Below are 22,457 nucleotides of genomic sequence, written 5' to 3'. Positions count from 1 at the left end.
CGCGGGGTGATCGCACGCGATCTGTTCCGCGATCAGCCGACGCTGACCGGCGAGCGGGTTCGCCTCGAACCGCTGACCTCGGCCGTGCTGGAGGACTACCTCGTCATGCTCGAGGACCCGGAAGGGTCGCGTCTCACCGGCAGCCACGGTGGGTTCGAGCGCGAGCGCGTGGTGCGGTGGCTCGAGTCCCGGCGCGACCAGCACGACCGGGCCGACTGGGCGGCCGTCCGGATCGCCGACCGCGCGTTCCTGGGCGAGGCCGTGCTGAACGACCTGGACGTCGACAACGCCTCGGTCAACTACCGGATCATTCTCGGCAGTGCCCACCTCGGCCAGGGCTACGGCACCGAGGTCACCCGCCTCGTCGTCGACCACGCCTTCGCCGTGGGCCTGCACCGGGTGAGCCTCACCGTCTTCGCCTTCAACCCGCGCGCCCGGCGGGTGTACGAGAAGTGCGGCTTCGTGCTGGAGGGGCGGCTGCGCGATGCCCTGTTCTGGGACGGCGAGTGGCACGACGACCAGGTCATGGCCGTGCTGAGCACCGACCCGTGGCCCGGCGGTTAGGGTCGGAGCGTGGTGGTCGACGACGAGGGACGCGCCGTGCCGGTGCCCGTGCAGGTGCGGCGGGTCGTCTCGATCGTCCCCTCGCTCACCGAGGCGGTCGCGGCCACCGCACCCGGGCTGCTCGTCGGCGCCACCGATTGGTGCACCCACCCGGCCGACCTCGACGTGCCGCGGGTCAAGGGCACCAAGAACCCGGACGTGGGCGCGATCATCGACCTCGCGCCCGACCTCGTCCTGGCCAACCAGGAGGAGAACCGCCTCCCCGACCTCGACGCGCTGCGCGCCGCCGGGATCGCGGTCTACGTCACCGACATCCGCACGGTCGAGGGCGCGTTCGCCTCGCTCGCCCGGATGCTCACCGCGTGCCGCCTCGACCGGCCCGGCTGGCTGGACGAGGCGGAGGCCGCCTTGGCGGCGGTCCCGGCCGCGGCGCAGCGTCGGCGCGCGGTCGTGCCGATCTGGCGCAAGCCGTGGATGGCCGTGGGCCGCGACACGTTCACCGGCGCGGTGCTCGCCCGGCTCGGCCTCGACAACGTGCTGGCCGACGACCCGGAGCGCTACCCGCGGTTCGACCCCGCCGCGCTCCCGCCGCACGACCTCGTGGTGCTGCCCGACGAGCCGTACCTGTTCACCGCTGACGACGGGCCCGAGGCGTTCCCGGACGTCCCGGCCGCGCTGGTGAGCGGGCGGCTGCTGACCTGGTACGGCCCCAGCCTGACGGAGGCGGCGCAGACGCTCCCCCGAGCCCTCTCCCCGTGACGCCAACGGCACTTTCGCGCGAACCTATCGGGCGCCAACGCATGTCTGGTGGCTGAACGCCGTCGCGAAGCAGGCGGACAGCCGCCAGTGAAAGCGCAGTGCCGTTCGCGCGATCAGCTCAGCGCCCCCACGTGCTCCCTCAGGAGGCTGCGGAACTCCGCCGAGTCGCGCAGCTCCTCGTCGAAGACCTCGCCCACGCCGAGCATCCGGTCGACGAGGCCGTCGGCGGGGCCCGCCGCGGCGGCGCGCAAGCGGTCGGCCAGCGGGTCGTCCAGCGGCAGCGGGCGGCCGTGGGCGTCGGCGCCGCGGGCCACGTAGACCATCCACGCGGCGACGCCGAGCGCCGCCCACCGCGGCTCGGCGCCGGCGCGGAGCCGGTCGCGGACCGTGCCGAGCAGGCGCACCGGGAGCTTCTGCGAGCCGTCCATCGCCACCTGCGTGGTGCGGTGGCGCAGGGCCGGGTTCGCGAAGCGCTCCAGCACCGTCCGCTGGTAGTCCTCCAGGTCCAACCCCTCCGGGCGCTCCAGCGTCGGCACGACGTCCTCGGCCATCAGCGCGGCCCCGGCCACGGCGAGCATCTCGTCGCGGACGGCCTCGGCGATCGTCGCGTACCCGGCGAGCGCCCCGGCATAGGCCAGCAGGGAGTGGGTGGCGTTGAGCAGCCGCAGCTTCGCGGCCTCGAACGGCGCCACCTCGGCCGTCAGGGTCGCGCCGGCCTTGTGCCACGCCGGGACGGGCCCGGCGAACCGGTTCTCGATCACCCACTGCCGGAACGGCTCGGCGACGACGAGCCCCTCGTCACGGACGCCGAGCAGGCGTTCCGCCTCGGCCCGGTCGTCCTCGGTGGTGGCGGGGACGATCCGGTCGACCATGCTGCTCGGGAACGTGGCGGCCGAGGCGATCCACTCCGCCAGCGGCTCGCCCTCTGCGCTCGGCAGCGCGGCGCAGAAGTCCGCGACCAGCCCCCGGACGACGGAGCCGTTGTCGACGAGGTTGTCGCACGACAGGACGGTGAGCGGTGCGCCGTCCCGCGCGCGCCGCTGCAGCCCGCGCACCAGCTGCCCGATCGCCGACACCGGCGCCTCGGCGTTCGCGAGGTCGGCCTGCACGCCCTGGTCACGCAGGTCGAGCCGGCCCGCGGCGTCGCGCCGGTAGCCCTTCTCGGTGACGGTCAGCGTCACCACGCCGACGGCCGGGTCCGCGATCCGCGCCGGCACCGCGTCGGGCTGCTCGCTTCCCGCGACGACGTCGAGCACGGCGCCGATCACGTGCGCGGACACGCCGTCGGTGCTGCGTTCGAGCACGCCGTACAGCCCGTCCTGCGGCGCGAGCTGGTCGACGACCGCCCGCGAGCGCTGCGTGACACCGCAGATTCCCCACCGTCCGGTGCCCTGGGCCGTCATCGCGTCGGCGGTGATCACGGCCTGGTGGGCGCGGTGGAACGCGCCGATGCCGAGGTGCACGATGCCCACCGCGTCCGGGCGGGCGACGTCGGGCGCGGTCGCGCGGGACAGCCGCGGAGTCATCGGGTCCCCACCGATGCGTGCGCGCGGACCTGGTCGAGGCCGGCGATGAACCCCGTGCCGCCCTGGCCCTGCACCGACAGCGACGCCGCGGCGACACCCAACCGGGCGGCGGCCGGCAGGTCGTCGCCCTGCGCGAGCCGGCCCGCCACCGTGCCGACGAACGAGTCGCCTGCGCCGGTCTGGTCCACGACCAGGGGTGCGGGCAGGGCGGCGATCTCGGTGACCGCGTCGCCGTGGGCCAGCACGACACCGCGCTCCCCGCAGGTGAGCGCGATGTCCCGCGCGCCGAGTGCACGCAGCCGTGTCACGGCCTCTCCCGGCTCGCTGTCGTCGGTGAGCCCGAGCAGGGCCCGGGCCTCGCCCGGCCAGGACGGGGTGAGAAGCGCGGCGTGCGGCGCCACGGCCCGCAGCGCCGCGGCGGCGTCGTCGAGCGAGGCGAGCCGCGGCCGGTAGTTCGGGTCGTAGACGAAGACACCGGCGAGCTCGGCCGCCCGGCGCACGGCCGCGGCGGCCGTCGGGGAGATCGCGCAGGTGATGCCGCTCCCGAGCACCACGGCCGAGCGCAGCAGGTCGGGGTCGAGGTCGGCCGGGCTCAGCCCGGAGGCCGCGCTGCCCCGCCGGGCGTAGACGAACTGCCGGCCGCCGGACGGGTCGGCGTGGGTGAAGTATGCGCCGTGCTGGCCGGGCAGGCGCACCAGCGCGGAGCAGTCGACACCGAGCGAGGACACGTGCTCGACCAACGCGTCCCCGAGCTCGTCGTCCGGCACCCGGGAGACGAGCACCGTGCGCGCACCCGCGGCGGCCGCGGCCGCCGCGGTGTTGAGGGCGTCGCCGGAGAACCCGAGCCGCACCTGGCTGCCCGCCACAAGTCGCTCGGTGGACGACAGCTCGACGAGCACCTCGCCGAGAACCACGACCGTTCCGTTCACCATGAATGCAGTGTTCCGTCCTGGAGTCGGTTCACCGGCAGGGACGCCGGTCGGTAGGGGTACTTGGCCGCCAGTTCCTCGTCGATGTCCACGCCGAGGCCGGGCTCGTTGCCGGGGTGCAGGTAGCCGCCCTCGTAGTGGTAGGCGTGCGGGAACACGGCGTCGGTCTCGGCGCTGTGCGGCATGTACTCCTGCAGCCCGAAGTTCGGGATGGAGATGTCGAGCTGCAGAGCCGCGGACATGCACACCGGGGACAGGTCCGTGGCGCCGTGCGAGCCGCTGCGCACGTGGTGCAGCGCGGCCAGGTCGAAGATCCGCCGCAGGTGCGTGATCCCACCGGCGTGCACCACGGTGGCGCGTACGTAGTCGATCAGCTGCTCGCGGATGAGCTGCTCGCAGTCCCAGATCGTGTTGAACACCTCCCCGACGGCGACCGGGGTGGTGGTGTGCTGCCGGATGAGCCGGAACCCCTCCTGCAGCTCGGCGGGGACGGGGTCCTCCATCCAGGTCAGCGCGTACGGCTCCAGGCTCTTGCCCAGCCGCGCCGCCTCGATGGGGGTGAGCCGATGGTGCACGTCGTGCAACAGCTTGGGCCCGGGCCCGAACTCCGCGCGGATCCGGCGGAACACCTCCGGCACGTGGTCGAGGTAGGCCTCGGTGGACCACACCGACTCCGACGGCACCGCCGCGTCGGCCGGTTCATAGATCGCGGCACTGCTGACGCCGTAGACCTTCTCCAACCCGGGCACACCGCACTGCACGCGCACGGCGCGGTAGCCCTCGTCGAGGAACCGGCCCACCTCCGTGAGCAGCTCGTCGGCATCGGCGCCGTTGGCGTGCCCGTACACCGTGACGCCGTCGCGGCTGCGGCCGCCGAGCAGCTGGTGCACCGGCAAGCCGGCCCGCTTGCCCGCGATGTCCCACAGCGCGGTGTCGACGGCCGCGATCGCGGACATCGTCACCGGGCCGCGCCGCCAGTACGCGCCTTTGTACAGGTACTGCCAGGTGTCCTCGATCCGCGTCGCGTCGCGCCCGAGCAGCGTCGGCACCACGTGCTCGGTGAGGTAGCTCGCCACGGCGAGCTCCCGGCCGTTGAGCGTCGCGTCGCCCACGCCCGTGAGCCCGTCGTCCGTGACCAGCTTGAGCGTGACGAAGTTGCGGCCGGGGCAGGTGACGATCACGCGTGCGTCGACGATTTTCGTCACGGCTCCGGGTTCTCCTTCACGCGCGCCACCAGCTGGGTCGGGTTCACGAACCGCAGCGCCACCACGAGCAGCACCAGCATCGTCGACGTGTAGATCACGGCCATCGCGTCGACCGACTGCTGCGCCCGGATCCCCGCCGCGGACATCGAGTAGTACAGGGCCACCACGAGGGTCTGCGAGTCCGGACCCGCGGTGAGGAACGTCAGTTCGAACATCCCGACGGTGCGCACCAGCACGAGGATCGCGGCCGCGAGGATGCCGGGCACCAGCAGCGGGCCGAGCACGCGCAGGAACAGCGCCCTCATCCCGGCCCCGCACATCCGCGCCGCCGACTCGATGTTCGGGCTGATCTGCTCGATGAACGGCGTCATCGTGAGGATCACGAACGGCACCGACGGCACCAGGTTCGCCAGCACGACACCGGACATGTTCCCGGCGAAGCCGAACTTGTAGAGCACCGTGGCGAGCGGGATGCCGTAGGTGATCGGCGGCATGAGGATCGGCAGCAGGAACGCGAAGTAGACGAGCTTCTTGCCCGGGAAGTCGCGCCGGGCCAGCACGTAGGACGCGGGCACGCCGATCAGCACCGAGATGACGACGACGAGCAGCGAGATCTGCAGGGTGACCCCGACGACGCCGAACAGCCGGAAGTCCTGCCAGGCCGTGCTGTACCAGGAGGTGGTGAACCCCTCGGGCAGCCACGTGCCGAACCACTGCGTGCCGAACGAGCTCACCAGCACCGAGCCGACCACGCCGGCCAGGTTGACCAGGAAGAACGCCACCGCGCCCCAGATCAGCCAGGCCCCGGGGCTCGCGACGATCCGGCGGCGCGGGCGCGCCGCCGCTCCGATGGCGGCCATCAGCCCTTCCCTCCCGTCGAACCGGTGTAGAGCCGCGAGCGCCACAGCAGCACCACCGCGATGACGATCAGCTCCACCGCGCCCATCACCATCGCGATCGCCGAGGCGAGCGAGTAGTCGTACTGCTCATAGGCGGCCTGGTAGGCGGCGAGCGCGAGCACGCGGGTCTCCCCCGCCGGGTTACCGACCAGCACCGCCGACGGGAACACGCTGAACGCCAGCACGAACGCCAGGCAGAACGTGGTGGCGAGGCCGGGCGCGAGCAGCGGGAGCGTGATGCGGCGGAACCGCTGCTTCCAGTCGGCGCCGAGCGTGGCCGCTGCCCGTTCCAGGGTGGGGTCGATGCCCGACAGGTAGGACAGGATCAGCAGGAACGCGAACGGGAACCCGGTGATGACCAGGGAGAAGAACACGCCCCAGTAGTTGTTCACCAGCTGCACCGGCTCGTCGGCCAGTCCGAGGGACATGATGATCTTGTTGAACCACCCGGCCGGGCCGAGGAAGTTCAGCAGCCCCTGCGCGGTGAGCACGGTGCCCAGCGTGATCGGCACGACGAGCACGATCGTCAGGAGCCGCTTGCCGCGGAAGTTGCCGCGCATCCGGTAGGCGATCGGCACCGACGCCAGCACGTTCAGCAGCGCGGCGGGCAGTGCGAGCCCGAGCGTGATCCAGATGGTGCCGCGCTGGTACGGGTCGGTGAAGAAGGCCGCGTAGCTGGCCAGCGGCCCGCCCTCATCGGGGGCGAACGACAGCTGCAGCCCGTAGAGGAACGGGTAGAGGAACAGCAGCACGACGAACAGCACCGCCGGCGCGAGCAGCAGGAGCTGGCGGTCCACGCCCCGCTCGGCCAGCCGGTGCCGCAGCGCCGGGGCGGCGTGCCGGGGACGTTCCAGCGTGGCCGTCATCCCGCCACCGCCTCCGCCAGCGGCGCCGGGGCGTGCTCGCCGGGGGCCACGGGGTAGACGAGCAGCCGCTCCGGGCGCACCGTCAGCGTCACCTCGTCACCGGGGGCGAGCCGCTGGTCGGTGCGCACGTGCAGGGCCCGGCCGCTGGACGTGCGCGCCTCCACCGCGAGCTCCCGGCCCTGGTACTCGACCACGTCCACGGTGGCGCCGGTGGCGTTGTCGCCGGTGGCGACCACGAGGTCCTCGGGGCGCACGGCCGCCATCACGCGGTCGCCCGTGGCCACCCCACCGGTGCTCGTGCCGACCAGGCGCAGCCCCTCGCCCTGCACCACGACCTCCGTGCCGGACACCTGCGTGGCCTCCAGCTCGAGGATGTTGCGGAAGCCCATGAAGTCGGCGACGTGCCAGTTCGCCGGCCGGGAGTGCAGCTCCTCCGGCGTCCCGACCTGCTGCACGCGCCCGGCGCGCAGCACGACGAGGCGGTCGGCCAGGGAGAGGGCCTCCTCCTGATCGTGCGTGACGTAGACGGTGGTGAGCCCGAGCGACTGGTGCAGCCTGCGGATCTCGGTGCGCATCTCCAGCCGCAGCTTCGCGTCGAGGTTGGACAGCGGCTCGTCCATGAGCACGAGCGACGGCTCCAGCACCACGGCGCGGGCGATCGCCACGCGCTGCTGCTGGCCACCCGACAGCTGCCCGGGCAGCTTGTCGGCGTGCTCCTCCAGCTGCACGAGCCGGATCGCCTCGTCGGTGCGGCGCTTGACCTCGGCGCGCGACAGCCGGCGCATCTGCAGCCCGAAGGCCACGTTGCGGCGCACGGACATGTGGGGAAACAGGGCGTAGCTCTGGAACACCATGCCGAACCCGCGCTTCTCCGGCGGCAGCGTGTCGATCCGGCGCTCGCCGTCCTGACTGCGCTGCCAGATGCTGCCCGCCGTCAGCGGGAGCAGGCCCGCCAGGCAGTTCAGGGCGGTGGACTTGCCGCACCCGGACGGGCCCAGCAGGGCGATGAACTCCCCCGCCGCGATCGTCAGGTCGAGGTCGGCCAGCGCGTCCTTGCCGGCGAACCGGCGCCCCACGCCGTCGAGCCGCAGCTCGGTGAAGTCGCTCACTGGCCCGCTCCGATCTCTCGGTCCCAGCGGTCGAACGCGGCGACCATGTCCTTGGTCTCCAGGGGCGCGGCCGTGGGGTGCTCCGCGATGAGCTGGTCGTACTCGGGGCGGCCGAACTGCTGGATGACCTGCTGGCTCTCGGCGGGTGCCATGTCGAGCGTGACGCCCTCGATGGCCGGGCCCGGGTAGAAGTAGCCGGCGTCGTACGCCTTGGCCTGCTGCTCCGGGGTGAGCATCCACGAGATCAGGGCGAGCACCGCTGCCTGCTTGTCGGCCGACACACCCTTCGGGATCGCCGCGTAGTGCGCGTCGGTGACCCAGGTGAAGCCCTCGAGCGTGCCCACCTCGAAGCCGGCGGGGACGGTGCCCAGCGCCCGCGGGTTGATGTCCCAGCCGGTGGTGGTGACGACGATGTCGTAGGTGCCGTTGGCGAGGTTCTTCATCGTGTCGGTCGTGCCCGACGGGTAGGAGGAGATCGTCTTGTCGAGCTCGGCGAGGTACGCCCAGGTCTTGTCCCAGCCGTTCATCGGGTCCTTGGGGTCGGCGTCCCCGAGGATGTAGGGCAGCCCCATGAGGAAGGTGCGGCCCGGACCGGAGTTGGACGGGCGGGCGTAGCCGACCTTGCCGGGGTTCGCCTGCGCGTAGGCGAGCAGCTCCTCCGCCGTGGTCGGCGGGTTCGGCACGCGGTCGGGGGCGTACTCGATGAGCGGCCCGGACGGGTAGTAGGTGACCACCACGCCCTGGTCGGCCGCCAGCTCCTGCATCGCCGCGGCGGGCTCGAGGTAGTCGTCCATCGCGGTCAGCCGGTCGGAGAACTCGGGCAGGACCTGGGTGAACAGGCCCTGCTCGGCGCCCGCGGAGAGCCCGTCGGTGCCGGTCAGCACCAGGTCGATGTTGATCCGGCCGGCGTCCTGCTGGGCCTTGATCTTGCCGGCCATCTCGGGGGCGGCGGCCTTCTCGTAGGTCACGCTCGAGACGATGTCCGGGTTCTGCGCGACGAACTCGTCGATCATGCCCTGGGTCAGCTGGAGGTTGCCGGCCACGTCGAGGATGTTCAGAGCCACCGGTTCGGACGGCCGGTCGGGCACCTCGCCTGCGGGCACCGGGGCGGCGCCCGGCCCCTCCGGGGCGCCGCACGCCCCCACGAGCATCAGGGCGGCGACCCCACCCGCGGTGAGAACCTTGCGCCAGCGCGTCATTGCGTGGATCCCTTCGTCGGACGACCGCGGAAGCGGTCGGATTCGGGCGCGACGCCCGTGCTGGCGCGCACCATGAGCTGGGTGGGGAGCTCGCGCTGTGGGGTCGAGGCCCCGTCGTTGTCGGCGAGCAGGGAGAGCAGCATCGCGACCGCCGCCCGCCCCGCCTCGTGCTTGGGCACCGACACCGTGGTGAGCGGTGGGTGGGTCATCGCCGACATCCCGATGTCGTCGCAGCCGACCACGCTGATCTGCTCGGGCACGGACACGCCGCGCGCGCCGAGCCTGCTCAGCAGGCCGATCGCGACGACGTCGTTGTAGGCGATCACCGCCGTGGCCCCGGAGGCGATCACCAGATCGCCCGCCGCGACCCCGCCCTCGAACTGCGGCGGGAAGTACCCGACGTGCACCAGCTCGATCCCGCTCGCCTCCGCGCTCCGCTGCAGCCCGCTCTCCCGCTGCTCGTTCGACCACGACGTGCGCGGCCCGGCGACGAACGCGATCCGGCGGTGGCCGAGCGCGGCGAGGTGCGCCACCGCCTGCCGCATCCCGTCGGCGTTGTCGACCGTGACGCCCGGGCGGCCGTCGACGCGGCGGTTCATGAGGACGAGCGCGCTGTCGATCCCCACCGCGGCCAGCTCGACGTCCGGGGCCCGGGGCGAGCACAGGATCGTGCCGTCGACCTGCTTGGACAGTGCCCGCAGCAGGTCGACCTCGACGTCGGCGTCCTCGTCGGTGTCGGCGATGAACACCGAGTGATCGGCCGCCCGCGCCGCCGCCTGCACGCCCTTGACCACGGACGAGAAGAACGGGTTGGACAGGTCCGGGACGATCAGCCCGAGGTTGCCGGTGCGCCCGGTGATCAGCCCGCGGGCGGCGCGGTTGGGCTGGTAGCCCAGCTCGCGGGCCGCGGCCTGCACGCGTTCCCGTGTGGCCGCGTTCACCAGGCCGGGCATGGACAGCGCCCGCGAGACGGTCGACTGCGACACGCCCGCCGCCTCGGCGACATCCCGGATGGTGACGGCCACCGGCTTCCTCCGTCGTTGGTTCGGCTCTTGTGTGGCAGGCAGTCTGAAACCGTTTGTAGCCATCGTCAACCCCCTGTTGCTCGATCCTCCGGTTCGCCCCTTGCACTTGACCGCAAGATGTTGCAATCCTTTGCACCTCCGACGATGGAGGTGGCATGCGTCCCCTGCAGCTCGACGACGACCGGGCTCTGCCCGCCGATCCCGCGACGCGCGGCATCGCCCGCACGCTCTACCGCGAAACCCGTGACCTGCCGCTGGTGTGCATGCACGGGCACGTGGACGCCGCGGTGCTCGCGCAGGACATCCCGTTCCCCGACCCGGCGAGCCTGTTCGTGGTCCCCGACCACTACCTGCTGCGGATGCTCGTCTCGCAGGGCGCGCAGCTGCCCGATCTCGGCGTCCCGTCCGCGCACGGAGGACCCGTCGAGACCGACCCCCGCACGATCTGGCGCCGGTTCTGCGCGGGCTGGCACCTGTTCCGCGGCACGCCCACGCGCTACTGGCTCGAGCACGAGCTGCACGAGGTCTTCGGGGTGACGACGCACCCGAGCGCGGAGACCGCCGACGCGCTCTACGACCACCTCGCCGAGCAGCTGGCCAAGCCGGACTTCCGGCCGAGGGCGCTGTTCGAGCGGTTCAACATCGAGGTGCTCGCCACCACCGACTCCCCGCTGTCGACGCTGCCCGACCACGCCGTCCTGCGCGAGCAGGGATGGGGCGAGAAGGTGGTGCCGACGTTCCGGCCGGACGCCCTGCTCTATCTCCACCGGCCCGGCTGGGCCGCCGGCGTCGACGAGCTCGCCGCGCTGAGCGGCATCGACACCGGCTCCTACGACGGTTTCCTCGCCGCCCTCCGCGCGCGGCGGCAGGTGTTCGTCGAGGCGGGCGCCATGGCCACCGACCACGGGCACTTCGGCACCGACACCACGCCGCTGGCGCCGGCGGAGGCCGCTCGTGTGTACGCCGCCGCGCGGGCAGGCTCCGTGGACCCCGCCGAGGCCGAGGCGTTCTCCGGGCACATGCTCTTCGAGATGGCCCGCATGAGTTGCGAGGACGGCCTGGTCATGCAGCTGCACCCCGGAGTGCTGCGCAACTACGACACCGACGGCCACGCGCAGTTCGGCCCTGACCAGGGCTTCGACATCCCGGTCGCAGCCGAGTTCACCCGCGGGCTGCGCCCGCTGCTCGAGGCGTTCGGCCGCGACCCCCGGTTCCGGCTCATCGTGTTCACCGTCGACGAGATGACCTACTCCCGCGAGCTCGCCCCGCTCGCCGGCGTGTACCCGGCGATGCGGCTCGGCGCGCCGTGGTGGTTCCTCGACACCCCGGACGGCATGCGCCGCTTCCGCGAGGCCATCACCGACACGGCGGGCTTCTACAACACGAGCGGCTTCGTCGACGACACCCGCGCGTTCGTGTCCATCCCCGCCCGCCACGACCTCGCCCGCCGCATCGACGCCGGGTTCCTCGCGCGGCTCGTGGCAGAGCACCGGCTGCCGATGGACGAGGCGGTGGAGACGGCGGTGGACCTCGCCTACCGGCTGCCGCGCGAGAGCTACGCGCGCCGCGAGGGATGAGAGCCCGGCGGCGGGCCGTGACAGCACCGGCCCGCCGCCGTACGTCCCGAGATGCCAGCAAGGTGGCTTTGCTGCCGTCCAGTGGCAGTATTGCCACCTTGCTGGCGTTGGGCGGCGCGCCTCGCCACGTACGCTTCCGCGGTGCTCGTCGTGCTCGACCTCCTCGGCGTCGCGGTGTTCGCCGCCTCCGGCGCGCTCGCCGCAGTGCACGCCCGGCTGGACGTGTTCGGCGTCGTGGTGCTCGCGACGGTCACGGCGATCGGCGGCGGCATCCTCCGGGACGTCCTGCTCGGCATCACCCCGCCGAACACCCTGCGGCAGTGGCCGTACCTGCTCGTGCCCGCGGCCGTGGCGCTGGTCGTGTTCCGCTGGCACCCGGCCGTCGTCCGGCTGCGGCTTGGCGTGCAGCTCGCCGACGCGCTGGGGCTGGCGCTGTTCGTCACCACCGGCACCGCGGTGGCGCTCGCGGCGGACGCCCCCGGCGTGACCGCCGCGATCGTCGGGATGATGACCGGCATCGGCGGCGGGGTGCTGCGCGACGTGCTGTTGAACGAGGTCCCGATCGTGCTGCGCCGGGAGATCTACGCACTCGCGGCGGCGGCCGGCGCGGCCGTGGTGGTGGCGGGCGACCGGCTGGGGCTGCCGACGGCGCCGACGGCGCTGGCCGGGGCCGTGCTCGTCGCCGGGCTGCGGGTGCTCGCGCTGTGGCGACGGTGGAACGCGCCGGTGCCCCGCGGCCGCCCGCAGCCGTAGAGGTTGCCTGCCGCCGCGGCCGGGTAGGCCTGCGCCATGGCCGATGTCGTGGATGACGAGCTGTGGGACGAGTTCCACCGCGTGGTGAACATGACCTCGCGGGAGCTGAGCGAATGGCTGCGCACCCGGGACGCCGGCGAGGACGCCGAGGAGGTGCCCGACCAGGCCGGCACCCCGACCGGGCAGGAGGTCCTCGCGATCCTGGGCAAGCGCCGCGGTGACCTGACCGGGGAGGACGAGCACGTGATGCGCCGGGTCGTCGACCGCGTGCACGCCCAGCGCCGCGACGACCTGGAGCCGACGGCCGGGCAGGCCGCGTGGCGGCACAAGCTGATGTCGCTGGGGCACGACCCGCTCAAGCCCGTGAGCTGACCGGCGATGTGCGCCGGGCGGTCCCGGCGGCCGGGAACCCGTCGATCAAGGCGCAAACGTCGCTCCTGGATCAATCCAGGGCGACAGGAGCGCCTTGATCAGCGGGCTTCCCCGGCCCACCCGTACCCGCCCGGCGCCGACCCCGTCGATCAAGGCGCAGACGTCCCTCCTACATCGATCCTGGACGACATCAGCGCCTTGATCAGCGGGTTTCGGCCCGTGCCTGGTCAGGACACCGGCGTCAGCAACGCCTCCGTCCGCACCGGCTGCCCGGTGGCGATCGACTCGTTCGCCGCGACGCCCACGAGCACGCTCCGGACGCCGTCGCGCCACCCGGCGCGGCGCCCGAGCGGATCGGGCGCGCCGCCGGGCCGGAACAGGTCGTCGAGCAGCAGCGCGTCGCCGCCGCCGTGCGGCCCGCTGCCCTCGGTGATCGGCACCCGGCGGGCCTCCTCCCAGTGCCGCTGCACGAGCAGCTCCGCGCCCGGCCGCCGGGGGACGTCGCTCCCGCCGTCCCGATCCGGGGTGACACCCGGGTCCACCGCCGCCGCGGTACGCACGGCGGCCCGCTCGACCACGGCCAGCTCCAGCCTGCCCTCGGTGCCGTTGATCGCGACCCGGTAGCCCTCCCACGGGGCGTGCGCGTTGAGGGAATACGTCAGGAGCGCCCCGCTCGCGTACCCGACGAGGACGGCCATGTTGTCCTCGATCGTGATCCCCTCGGAGAACACGTCCCGGTCCCGCAGGTAGCCGTCCTCGGCCTCCGCGTCGAGGTAGAGCGCGCGCAGCCGGGGGTCGGCGGCGATGTCGAGCCCGAACGGGTCGTCGGCCAGGCCGGGCGCCCCGTGACTGCGGGCCGGCCGGGGCCCGACCCGGCGCGACCGGGCCGCTTCCTCGCCGTAGAACCGCAGGGCGCCCATCGCCGACACCTGCCGCGGCTCGTCGCCCAGCCACCAGTTGACGAGGTCGAAGTGGTGGCTCGCCTTGTGCACGAGCAGGCCGCCCGACCGGGCCTTCTCCCGGTGCCAGCGCCGGAAGTAGTCGGCCCCGTGCACGGTGTCGAGCACCCACTCGAAGTGGACGGACGTGACGTCACCGATCGCGCCGTCGAGGATCAGCTGCTTCACGGCGGAGTTCCGCGGCGAGTACCGGTAGTTGAACGTCACCACCAGCTCGCCGTCGGACGCCACCGCCGCGTCGGCCACGGCGCGGCACCCCGCGGCGTCGGTCGTGAGCGGCTTCTCGCAGATCACGTCCAGCCCGCGGGCGAGCGCCCGGGTGACGTACTCGGCGTGCGTGGCGTCGACGCTGGTGACGACGACGCCGTCGGGCCGCTCGGCGTCGAGCATCACGTCGAACTGCTCGGGCGCGTAGGTCGGCAGGTCCGGCCCGCCGGGGACGGCCTCGCGGTGCCGCCGCTGGTAGTAGTCCATCCGCGTCGCGTTCGAGTCGCAGAGCGCGACGATCTCACCGACGTCGGCGTGGCTGCCGAGGAGGGCGTCGACGTACATCTGCGCCCGGTGTCCGGTGCCCACGACGGCGTACCTACGCCGCCTGCCGTCCGAGGGTTGGGCCGAGGTCATGCTGCTCCTGTCGTCTCGGGGGGATGGCACATCAGGCGATGGCCGACTCGACCTGGGTCATGAACTGGTCGGCGGCTTCCTCGACCGACAGCTGGTCGAACAGCACCTGCTCGTTGAGCCGCTCGAGGATCTGCTGCACCTCGCCCGCGCCCTGCGGCGGCAGCGGCGGCGGCGCCTGCACGTCCGGCTCGATCTCGGCGAGGAACGCGGCGGCCTTCTGGTCGGCCGGCTCGAGCTGGTCGACGATCTGCTCGCGCAGCTGGGTGTTCACCGGCAGGCCCCGGTCGCTGAGCAGCAGCTGCGCGGCCTCCGGCGAATTCACCATGTAGTCGATGACCGCGCCGCCTCCTCCGGGTGCTCGCTGTTCCCGGACACGGCGAGGAACATCGCCGGCTTGAAGTACATGCCCGCCTGCTGCTGCGCGCTCTCGCCGGGGAACCGCAGCAGCTCCAGCTCGCGGCCCGAGTTCGACGTGAGCGCGCGCAGCTCGTTGGTCCACCAGAAGCCGAGCCCGCCGCGGTTGGTGGACAGCAGCGACTCGTCGATGCCGCCCGCCTGCGTCTCCACCGACACCGACGCCTCCGGCTCGGCGCCGGTGTCGCGGGCCTGCACCGCGAGCGTCCACCAGTCGACCAGCGTCTGCTTGGTGAACCCGAGCGATCCGTCCTCCGCGAACAGCGACTCACCCCGTTGGCGGGCGAAGACCTCGAAGCTCGTGTCGTGGAAGGCGAAGCTCTGCATCCCGTGCACCTGGCCGCCGGTCGCCTGCGTGACCTGGGCCGCGGTCTCGAGCATCGACTCCCAGGTCCACGTGGTGTCGTCCGGGAGCGGCACGCCCGCGGTTGCGAAGGCCTCCGGGTCGGCCACCACCGAGAACGCGTTCACGCCGGTCGGGATCGCGTACGTCGCACCCTCGATCTGCCCGGTCGGCAGCACGTTCTCGTCGAGCTCGCCGGTCCGGATGACGTCCGGGACGTACTCGGTGAGGTCCTGAAGTGCGCCGCGCTCGGCGTACTCGCGCACGTACCGGGTGTCCTGCTGCATGATGTCCGGCGCGTCCCCACCGGCGGTGGCCGTGGCGAGCCGGTCCCAGTAGTCGTTCCAGCCGGTGAAGTCGGCCTCGATCGTCACGCCCGGGTGCGCCGCCTCGTACTGGTCGATGAGCTTCTGGGTGTACTCGTGCCGGGCGTCGCTGCCCCACCAGGAGAAGCGCAGCGTCACCGGGCCGCCGTCGTCGCCCCCCGACGATCCCCCGCCGCAGGCGGCCGTGACGGCCATGGTCAGGCCGAGCGCTCCGGCCACCAGCACGCGGCGGAAGCTCGACGATGTTGCGGTCACGCTGCTCTTCCCTTCATCGGTGGAACGTGCGTCAGGCGATCGCCGAGCGCACCTGCTCCATGAACTGGTCGGCGGCCTGCTCGACGGTCAGCTGGTCGAACAGGATCTGCTCGTGGAGTCGCTCGAGGATCTGGTGCACCTCGCCCGCGCCCTGCGGCGGCACCGGCGGCGGCGCCTGCACCTCCGACTCGATCTCCGCGAGGAAGGCCGCGGACTGGCGGTCCGCGGGCTCGAGCTGGTCGAGGATCTGCTCGCGCAGCTGCGTGTTGACCGGCAGTCCGCGGTCGCTGAGCAGCAGCTCGGCGGCCTCCGGCGCGTTCACGAGGTAGTCGATGAACTTCGCGGCCTCCTCGGGGTGCTCGGTGGTGGAGGAGGCCGACCAGAACATGGCGGGCTTGTAGTACATCGCCGACTCCTGCTGCGTGCTCTCCCGCGGGAACCGCATGAGCTCGAGCTCGCGGCCGGCGTTCGCGCTCAGAGTGGGCAGCTCGTTGGTCCACCAGAACCCGATCGCACCGTCGTTCGTCGACAGCAGCGCCCGGTCGATCCCGGCCGCCTGGATCTCCACCGACACCGACGCCGGCGGCGTGGCCCCCGCGTCGCCCGCCTGGACCGCGAGGGTCAAGAAGTCGACGATGGTCTGGCGGTCGAAGCCCAGCGCGCCGTCCTCGGTGAACAGAGCCTGCCCGCGCTGCCGGGCGAAGATCTCGAAGTTGATGTCGTTGAAGCCGAGCTCGTCCATCCCGTAGACCTCGCCACCGGTGGCCGTGGTGACCTGCGCCGCCGTGTCGATCATCTGGTCCCACGTCCACGTCGTGTCGTCCGGGACCGGGATCCCGGCCTGCGCGAACGCCTGCGGGTCGACGATCACGGTGCGGGCGTTGATCCCCGTGGGGATGGCGTAGGTGGCACCCTCGATCTGTCCGCTCGGCAGCACCGACTGGTCGAGGTTGCTCGTGTCGAGCACGTCGGGGACGTACTCGTTCAGGTCCAGCAGCGCGCCGCGGTCGGCGTACTCCCGGATGTAACGCGTCTCCTGCTGCATGACGTCGGGCGGCTCGCCGCCCGCGGTGATGGTGGCCAGCCGGTCCCAGTACTCCGACCACCCGGTGAACTCCGGCTCGATGGTGACGCCCGGGTTCGCCGCCTCGTACTGGTCGATGAGCTTCTGCGTGTACTCGTGGCGCGAGTCGCTGCCCCACCAGGAGAAGCGCAGGACGACAGGTCCGTCACCCCCTCCGCCCTCGCCGCCGCCCGCGTCGCCCCCGCAGGCCGTGGCGGTCAGCGCCAGGCCCAGCAGGGCAGCCACGAATGCGCGGCGTGGACGGTTCACTGCACTGCCGGAAGCTGCCACGCTGCAGTCCTCTCTCGTGTCACTTGAGACCGGTGGTCGCGATACCTCGCACCAGGTACTTCTGGCCGGCGAGGAAGAACCCGAAGATCGGCCCGAGGGCGACGATCGACATGGCGAAGACCGGCCCCCACGGCGTCTGGCTCGTGGCGTCGACGAACGTCCGCAGCGCCACCGGGACGGTGTACATGTCGGGGTCGGTCAGGAAGATCAGCTGGCTGAAGAAGTCGTTCCACGTCCAGATGAAGGTGAAGATCGCGGTGGTGGCCAGCGCGGGCACCGACATCGGGATGATGATCCGCCAGAAGATCCCCCAGTGCCCGCAGCCGTCGATGCGCGCGGCCTCGTCCAGCTCGCGCGGGATGCCCCGGATGAACTGGACCATCAGGAAGATGAAGAACGCGTCCGTGGCCAGCAGCTTCGGCACGATCAGCGGCCAGAACGTGTTGATCCAGTCCAGCTGCGAGAACAGGATGTACTGCGGCACGATCACCACGTGGATCGGCAGCATGATCGTGCCGAGCATGACGCCGAACCACAGCTTCTTGAGACGGAACTCCAGCCGCGCGAACGCGTAGGCGGCCAGGGAGCACGCGAGCAGGTTGCCGAGGATCGACCCGACCACGACGATCAGCGAGTTGAGGATGTAGTGGTGGAACGGCTGGGGCAGCGATGTCCAGCCCTCGGCGTAGTTGCCGAGCGTGAAGTTCTCCGACCACAGCCCGGGGCTGGAGAAGATCTCCGACGTCGGCTTGAACGAGCTCGACAGCGTCCAGATGAGCGGGTAGAGCATCAGGAGGCCGAAGAGGATCAGCCCGAGGTGGGCCACGATACGCGGCCGCTCCTTGCGCTGCGTGGTCGCGGGCAGTTCAGTCGTCGCCATAGAACACCCAGTACTTCGATGCGAGGAAGTTGACCGCGGTCAGCAGCGCGACGATCATCAGCAGCACCCACGCGAGCGCAGACGCGTAGCCCATGTCGAAGTTCCCGAAGCCGCGTTGGTACAGGTAGAGCGTGTAGAACAGCGTGGAGTCGGCCGGGCCGCCCGTTCCGCCGCTGACGATGAACGCCTGTGTGAACGTCTGAAAGGCGCCGATCGTCTGCAGCACTAGGTTGAAGAAGATGATCGGGGACAGCAGCGGCAGGGTGATGGAGAAGAACCGCCGCGCGCGGCCGGCGCCGTCGATGGCGGCCGCCTCGTAGTACATCTGCGGGACCTGCCGCAGGCCGGCCAGGAAGATCACCATCGGCGAGCCGAAGGTCCACACGTTGAGGATGATCAGCGTGCCGAGCGCGTAGTCCGGCGTGGAGACCCACCCGGGCGGGTTGTCGACGCCGAGCGCGATGAGCACCGTGTTGATCAGCCCGTCGGTGCCGAACATCTGCCGCCACAGCACGGCGACGGCGACGCTCGAGCCCAGCAGCGACGGCAGGTAGTAGACCGACCGGTAGATGGCCAGCCCGCGCAGCCCCTTGTCGAGCACCATCGCGAGGGCCAGCGCGAACGCCAGCTGCAGCGGCACCGACACGAACACGTACACGAACGTGACCTTGAGCGAGGTGTAGAAGCGCGGGTCCTCGATCATGCGCGTGAAGTTGTCGAGCCCGATCCACTCCGGCGCCGCCAGGAGGCTGTAGTCGGTGAACGACAGGTAGAACGAGGCCGCGATCGGGCCCACGGTGATCAGCGCCAGCCCCACGAACCACGGAGCCAGGAACATGTACGCCGCCGTGCCGTCGCTCACCTGCGGCAGGCGGTCGCGCAGCCGGCGCCGCCGGGGCGGAGCAGGTCCGAGAGGCAGCGGCCGGGCGGCGGCGGCCCGGGTCTCTTCGTCCAGACTGGTCACGCTCAGTCACCTCTTCGTGGCGCCGGTTCCGGGCGCCTGCGCTGGATGTCGCTGTCCCGGTAAGCGCTTTCTAGCGAAGCCTCCCGCGCCCATGGATGTCAATACTCGATTTGGCAACGACCTCGACTCCCCAGCGCCGACGCGCGACACGTAGGCCATCTGACCAGCGGATACGCGTCAGTGTCGGCGAACCGGCGCGGAGGCAAAGATCTTGCTCGGCTTCGGCAACCGCTTTCCAAGCCGGGGCCCGGTCGGCTACGGTCACCGCCGGAACGCGATCACAGGACCGGTACGACCACGGAGGCTCCGCATGTCCTCGAGCTCACTGCCCCCGGTCTCGGTCGTCCTCGCCGGGGCGTCCGGGCACGGGCGGTGGCACCTGCGCAACCTCGACCGGCTGCGCGGCACGGACGCGCGGGTGCGGCTGGCCGGCGTCTGCGACGTACGGCCGCTCGACGCCGAACAGCGCGCGCTCGCGGGCGACGTCCCCGTCGGCGACGGGCTCGGCGACCTGCTGGCCGACCTGCGGCCCGACGTGACCATCGTGTGCACGCCGATCCACACGCACGCCGACCTCGCCCTGGCCGCGGCGGCGGCCGGGTCCCACGTGCTCCTGGAGAAGCCCCCGACGCCGACCCTCGCCGAGTTCGACCGCCTGGCCGCCGGCGTGGCCGCGAGCAGCCGGGCCTGCCAGGTGGGCTTCCAGAGCCTCGGTTCCCACGCCATCCCCCGGATCCGGGCGCTCATCGCCGACGGCGCGGTGGGCGAGGTGCTCGGCATCGGCGGCGCGGGCGCATGGACGCGCGACGAGGCCTACTACACGCGCGCCCCCTGGGCGGGCCGGCGGGTCCTCGACGGCGTCCCGGTCGTGGACGGCGCCCTGACCAACCCGTTCGCCCACGCCGTGGCCACCGCGCTCGCGCTGGACGGCGACCCGGGCGACGGCGGGCTGCGCGACGTCGCCGTGGAGCTCTACCGGGCCAACCCGATCGACGGCGACGACACCTCCTGCGTGCGCCTGACCACGGCGCGCGGCACCCCCGTCACCGTCGCCGTGACCCTGTGCGCCGAGCGCTCCGAGGAGCCCTACCTCCTGGTGCACGGGTCGCGCGGGCGGATCACGCTGCACTACAAGAGCGGGCGCGTGCGGCTCGAGTCCGGCGGCCGGGCCCGCACCGAGGAGCACCCCGCCACGGACCTGCTCGAGAACCTCGTCGCCCACGTCCGCGACCCCGGTGTGCCACTGCTCGCGCCGCTCGCGGCCACCCGGTCGTTCACCGAGGTCGTCGAGGCGGTGCGGCTCGCACCCGACCCGGTCCCGATCCCCGACGAGCACCGGAGCGTGGACGCGGCCGGCCCGGTCCCCCGCCACGTCGTGCCCGGGGTCGACGCCGCCGTCGCCCGCTCGGCCGTCGAGCTCGCCCTGTTCTCCGAGCTCGGCCTGCCCTGGGCGAACGCACGCCAGGCGGCCCACGATGGGTGACGGGCTGCTCGCGACCCTGCACGTGGGCGGCGTCGCCGTCGCCGACTACACCGACGGCTCGGGCCTGGACGCCACGCTGTCGCCGCGACCGCACCTGCACCCCGTCCGCACCCTCGCCGGCCGGGTGGTCACCGACGCGGTGCCCGAGGACCACCGCTGGCACCTGGGCGTCTCGGTGGCGCTGCAGGACGTCGGCGGCGGGAACTTCTGGGGCGGACGGACCTACGTGCGCGACCAGGGCTACACCTGGCGCGCCGACCACGGCCGCGTCGAGCACGCGGGCTTCGAGGAGATGTCGGACGCCGGCTGGACCGAGCGGCTGCGCTGGGTCGCCGCCGACGGGCAGCAGATCCTCGCCGAACACCGGTGCGTCACCGCGCGGCCCGCCGACGGCGGCTGGGAGTTGGAGCTGCGGACCACTCTCGCCTCGCAGGTGGACCGCCCGCTCCCGCTCGGCAGCCCGGCCACGAACGGCCGCACGGGCGCGGGGTACGGCGGGCTGTTCTGGCGGCTTCCCGCAGCGGACACGCCCGAGGTCTGCACCGCGGAGGCCGAGAGCGAATCCGCCGTGCACGGCAGCGTCGCGCCGTGGCTGCTGTGGGTCGAGCGCGGGCCGGACCCGTTCGCCGTCGCGTTCACCGGCGCGGACGACGCCACCCGCGCCGACCCCTGGTTCGTCCGGGTGGAGGGGTATCCGGGGGTGGGATCGCAGCTCGCCGCCACCGACCCGGTCGTGTTGCCTGCCGGCGGATCGGTCACGCGCGGCCTGCGGGCCCTGATCGTCGACGGCGCCCTGGATGCCGCGGCCGCGGCGCGCTGGGCCGCCCGGGGATGACGGCCTCAGCGGCGTCCGGCGCCCCGATGGCCTTCCGGGCGGGTGGGCGCGGTGTGGTCCGCCGCGCGCCGGCCCGGCTCGCCGAGGTCGCCGAGCGGGCCGGGGTGTCGCTCGCCACCGCGTCCCGAGTGCTGAACGGCAGCGATCGGACGGTCGGCGAGCCGTACCGGGTGCGCGTGCTGGCCGCCGCCGGAGAGCTCGGGTATCGCGCCAACGCGCACGCGCAGGCGGTGGCGCGCGGCGCCAGCACGGTGGTCGGGCTCGTGGTCCACGACGTCGCCGACCCCTACTTCTCCGCGATCGCGGCCGGGGTGATGCGCCAGTGCGAACAGCGCGGGCTGGTCGTCGTGCTGGCCAGCACCCGTGGCGTACCGGAACGCGAGCTCGAGTACGTGGCGACGCTGCGGTCCCAGCGCGCCCGGGCGGTGATCATCGCAGGCAGCCGGCAGCGGGACCGGACCTCGACGGCCCGGCTGGCCGCCGAGGTCGCCGCGTTCGCCGAGTCCGGCGGCCGGGCGGCGTGCATCAGCCAGAACCGGCTCGGCACCCACACCGTGCTCGTCCAGAACCGCGCGGGTGCCCGCGACCTCGCGCTCGAGCTCGTCGGACTCGGGCACCGCCGGTTCGCCGTGCTCGCCGGGCCCGCCACGCTCCTGACCGCGCGCGACCGGCACACCGGGTTCGTCGAGGGCCTGGTCCGGGCAGGTGTGCCGGCCGACGCCGTGCGGGTGGTGCACGGGGCGTTCACCCGCGACGGCGGCTACGCGGCCGCCGAGCAACTGCTCGCCGACGGCCTCGACGCCACGTGCGTCTTCGCCGTGAACGACGTGATGGCCGTCGGCGCGATCGCCGCGTTCCGCGACGGCGGCCCCGCCGTCCCCGGCCGCGTCTCGGTGGCGGGCTTCGACGACATCGCGACCCTTCGCGACCTCGTCCCCTCCCTGACCACCGTGCGCCTGCCGCTGGAGGAGATGGGCGAACGCGCCGCGGCCCTCGCGCTGGACTCCGCACCCGACGACCCCGCCCGGATCGTCCGCGTGCGGGGCGAGGTGGTGCTGCGGGACAGCACCCGGCAGGTCTGACCCGCGCCCGAAAAGATCATCGCGAGATACGCATCCGCGCACCCGCCACGACGACGACGGCACTCTCACGGCGATCACCCCGACCACGATCACCGCGAGATACGCGTCCGCGCACCGCCGACAACGACAACCGCACTCTCGAAACGATCACCAGT

General features: G+C 72.5%; 22 protein-coding genes. 8 read left to right on the top strand and 14 right to left on the bottom strand.

Translation table 11 applies throughout. The features are described from left to right. The first annotated feature begins 6 nt into the window (after nucleotides 1–6). The gene (locus KME75_RS14025; RefSeq protein WP_219415072.1) at nucleotides 7–564 is read left to right on the top strand and encodes a GNAT family N-acetyltransferase; all 558 of its coding nucleotides are present in this window, start codon (nucleotides 7–9) and stop codon (nucleotides 562–564) included. Nucleotides 565–576: 12 nt separating this feature from the next. Beyond that, nucleotides 577–1,323: a helical backbone metal receptor gene (locus KME75_RS14020; protein ID WP_219415081.1), complete on the top strand. Its 747-nt coding sequence runs from the start codon at nucleotides 577–579 to the stop codon at nucleotides 1,321–1,323. Between the two features lie 113 nt (nucleotides 1,324–1,436). Here KME75_RS14020 and KME75_RS14015 read toward each other — a convergent pair whose 3' ends face one another. The 8 genes from KME75_RS14015 to KME75_RS13980 are packed head-to-tail and all read right to left on the bottom strand — an operon-like array spanning nucleotide 1,437 to nucleotide 10,081. Continuing rightward, nucleotides 1,437–2,849 carry a mannitol dehydrogenase family protein gene (locus KME75_RS14015; protein ID WP_219415071.1) on the bottom strand — a complete coding sequence of 471 codons (1,413 nt, stop codon included), beginning with the start codon at nucleotides 2,847–2,849 and terminating at the stop codon, nucleotides 1,437–1,439. Then, nucleotides 2,846–3,781 carry a PfkB family carbohydrate kinase gene (locus KME75_RS14010; protein ID WP_219415070.1) on the bottom strand — a complete coding sequence of 312 codons (936 nt, stop codon included), beginning with the start codon at nucleotides 3,779–3,781 and terminating at the stop codon, nucleotides 2,846–2,848. The genes KME75_RS14015 and KME75_RS14010 overlap by 4 nt, the downstream gene beginning before the upstream one ends. Beyond that, a complete protein-coding gene (gene manD / locus KME75_RS14005) occupies nucleotides 3,775–4,983 on the bottom strand; it encodes a D-mannonate dehydratase ManD (protein ID WP_219415069.1) in 1,209 nt (402 codons plus the stop codon). The genes KME75_RS14010 and manD overlap by 7 nt, the downstream gene beginning before the upstream one ends. After that, nucleotides 4,980–5,843 carry an ABC transporter permease gene (locus KME75_RS14000; RefSeq protein ID WP_219415068.1) on the bottom strand — a complete coding sequence of 288 codons (864 nt, stop codon included), beginning with the start codon at nucleotides 5,841–5,843 and terminating at the stop codon, nucleotides 4,980–4,982. Before KME75_RS14000 ends, manD begins: the two co-directional genes overlap by 4 nt. Beyond that, the gene (locus tag KME75_RS13995; RefSeq protein ID WP_219415067.1) at nucleotides 5,843–6,748 is read right to left on the bottom strand and encodes an ABC transporter permease; all 906 of its coding nucleotides are present in this window, start codon (nucleotides 6,746–6,748) and stop codon (nucleotides 5,843–5,845) included. Before KME75_RS13995 ends, KME75_RS14000 begins: the two co-directional genes overlap by 1 nt. Next, nucleotides 6,745–7,857 (bottom strand): ABC transporter ATP-binding protein, encoded by a 1,113-nt coding sequence (locus tag KME75_RS13990; protein ID WP_219415066.1) that lies wholly within the window; start codon nucleotides 7,855–7,857, stop codon nucleotides 6,745–6,747. The genes KME75_RS13995 and KME75_RS13990 overlap by 4 nt, the downstream gene beginning before the upstream one ends. Beyond that, nucleotides 7,854–9,056, bottom strand: a complete 1,203-nt coding sequence (locus KME75_RS13985) for an ABC transporter substrate-binding protein (protein ID WP_219415065.1) — start codon at nucleotides 9,054–9,056, stop codon at nucleotides 7,854–7,856. Before KME75_RS13985 ends, KME75_RS13990 begins: the two co-directional genes overlap by 4 nt. Beyond that, complete coding sequence (locus KME75_RS13980) at nucleotides 9,053–10,081, bottom strand: LacI family DNA-binding transcriptional regulator (protein WP_219415064.1); 1,029 nt, start codon at nucleotides 10,079–10,081, stop codon at nucleotides 9,053–9,055. The genes KME75_RS13985 and KME75_RS13980 overlap by 4 nt, the downstream gene beginning before the upstream one ends. 155 nt (nucleotides 10,082–10,236) lie before the next feature. Between KME75_RS13980 and uxaC the strand changes: the two genes are divergently transcribed. The 3 genes from uxaC to KME75_RS13965 all read left to right on the top strand — a co-directional run bounded on the left by uxaC (nucleotide 10,237) and on the right by KME75_RS13965 (nucleotide 12,783). Further along, on the top strand, nucleotides 10,237–11,658 hold the full coding sequence (gene uxaC / locus KME75_RS13975; protein ID WP_219415063.1) for a glucuronate isomerase: 1,422 nt from the start codon (nucleotides 10,237–10,239) through the stop codon (nucleotides 11,656–11,658). 141 nt (nucleotides 11,659–11,799) lie between these two features. Next, nucleotides 11,800–12,411, top strand: coding sequence for a trimeric intracellular cation channel family protein (locus KME75_RS13970; RefSeq protein ID WP_308282763.1), 612 nt, complete (start codon nucleotides 11,800–11,802; stop codon nucleotides 12,409–12,411). Between the two features lie 36 nt (nucleotides 12,412–12,447). Beyond that, complete coding sequence (locus KME75_RS13965) at nucleotides 12,448–12,783, top strand: DUF3140 domain-containing protein (RefSeq protein ID WP_219415061.1); 336 nt, start codon at nucleotides 12,448–12,450, stop codon at nucleotides 12,781–12,783. 227 nt (nucleotides 12,784–13,010) lie between these two features. Here the strand turns inward: KME75_RS13965 and KME75_RS13960 are convergent, their stop codons facing one another. The 6 genes from KME75_RS13960 to KME75_RS13935 form a co-directional block, all read right to left on the bottom strand. After that, nucleotides 13,011–14,318 carry a Gfo/Idh/MocA family protein gene (locus tag KME75_RS13960; RefSeq protein ID WP_308282762.1) on the bottom strand — a complete coding sequence of 436 codons (1,308 nt, stop codon included), beginning with the start codon at nucleotides 14,316–14,318 and terminating at the stop codon, nucleotides 13,011–13,013. A gap of 79 nt (nucleotides 14,319–14,397) precedes the next feature. Beyond that, complete coding sequence (locus KME75_RS13955; protein ID WP_219415059.1) at nucleotides 14,398–14,691, bottom strand: hypothetical protein; 294 nt, start codon at nucleotides 14,689–14,691, stop codon at nucleotides 14,398–14,400. After that, nucleotides 14,685–15,704, bottom strand: a complete 1,020-nt coding sequence (locus tag KME75_RS13950; protein ID WP_219415058.1) for an ABC transporter substrate-binding protein — start codon at nucleotides 15,702–15,704, stop codon at nucleotides 14,685–14,687. Before KME75_RS13950 ends, KME75_RS13955 begins: the two co-directional genes overlap by 7 nt. Nucleotides 15,705–15,735: 31 nt before the next feature. After that, on the bottom strand, nucleotides 15,736–17,013 hold the full coding sequence (locus KME75_RS13945) for an ABC transporter substrate-binding protein (RefSeq protein WP_219415057.1): 1,278 nt from the start codon (nucleotides 17,011–17,013) through the stop codon (nucleotides 15,736–15,738). Between the two features lie 64 nt (nucleotides 17,014–17,077). Then, nucleotides 17,078–17,938: a carbohydrate ABC transporter permease gene (locus KME75_RS13940; protein ID WP_219415056.1), complete on the bottom strand. Its 861-nt coding sequence runs from the start codon at nucleotides 17,936–17,938 to the stop codon at nucleotides 17,078–17,080. Continuing rightward, entirely contained in the window at nucleotides 17,925–18,902 is a 978-nt protein-coding gene (locus KME75_RS13935; RefSeq protein ID WP_308282761.1) for a carbohydrate ABC transporter permease, read from the bottom strand. The genes KME75_RS13940 and KME75_RS13935 overlap by 14 nt, the downstream gene beginning before the upstream one ends. A 310-nt stretch (nucleotides 18,903–19,212) precedes the next feature. Between KME75_RS13935 and KME75_RS13930 the strand changes: the two genes are divergently transcribed. The 3 genes from KME75_RS13930 to KME75_RS13920 are packed head-to-tail and all read left to right on the top strand — an operon-like array spanning nucleotide 19,213 to nucleotide 22,302. Beyond that, entirely contained in the window at nucleotides 19,213–20,385 is a 1,173-nt protein-coding gene (locus tag KME75_RS13930; RefSeq protein WP_219415055.1) for a Gfo/Idh/MocA family protein, read from the top strand. Beyond that, nucleotides 20,378–21,220: a DUF6807 domain-containing protein gene (locus KME75_RS13925; RefSeq protein ID WP_219415054.1), complete on the top strand. Its 843-nt coding sequence runs from the start codon at nucleotides 20,378–20,380 to the stop codon at nucleotides 21,218–21,220. Before KME75_RS13930 ends, KME75_RS13925 begins: the two co-directional genes overlap by 8 nt. After that, nucleotides 21,217–22,302, top strand: a complete 1,086-nt coding sequence (locus tag KME75_RS13920) for a LacI family DNA-binding transcriptional regulator (protein ID WP_246632055.1) — start codon at nucleotides 21,217–21,219, stop codon at nucleotides 22,300–22,302. Before KME75_RS13925 ends, KME75_RS13920 begins: the two co-directional genes overlap by 4 nt. Nucleotides 22,303–22,457 lie beyond the last annotated feature (155 nt).

The organism is Pseudonocardia nigra, from assembly GCF_019396355.1.
GTDB lineage: Bacteria > Actinomycetota > Actinomycetes > Mycobacteriales > Pseudonocardiaceae > Pseudonocardia > Pseudonocardia nigra.
This window is presented reverse-complemented; position numbering and strand designations above follow the sequence as displayed.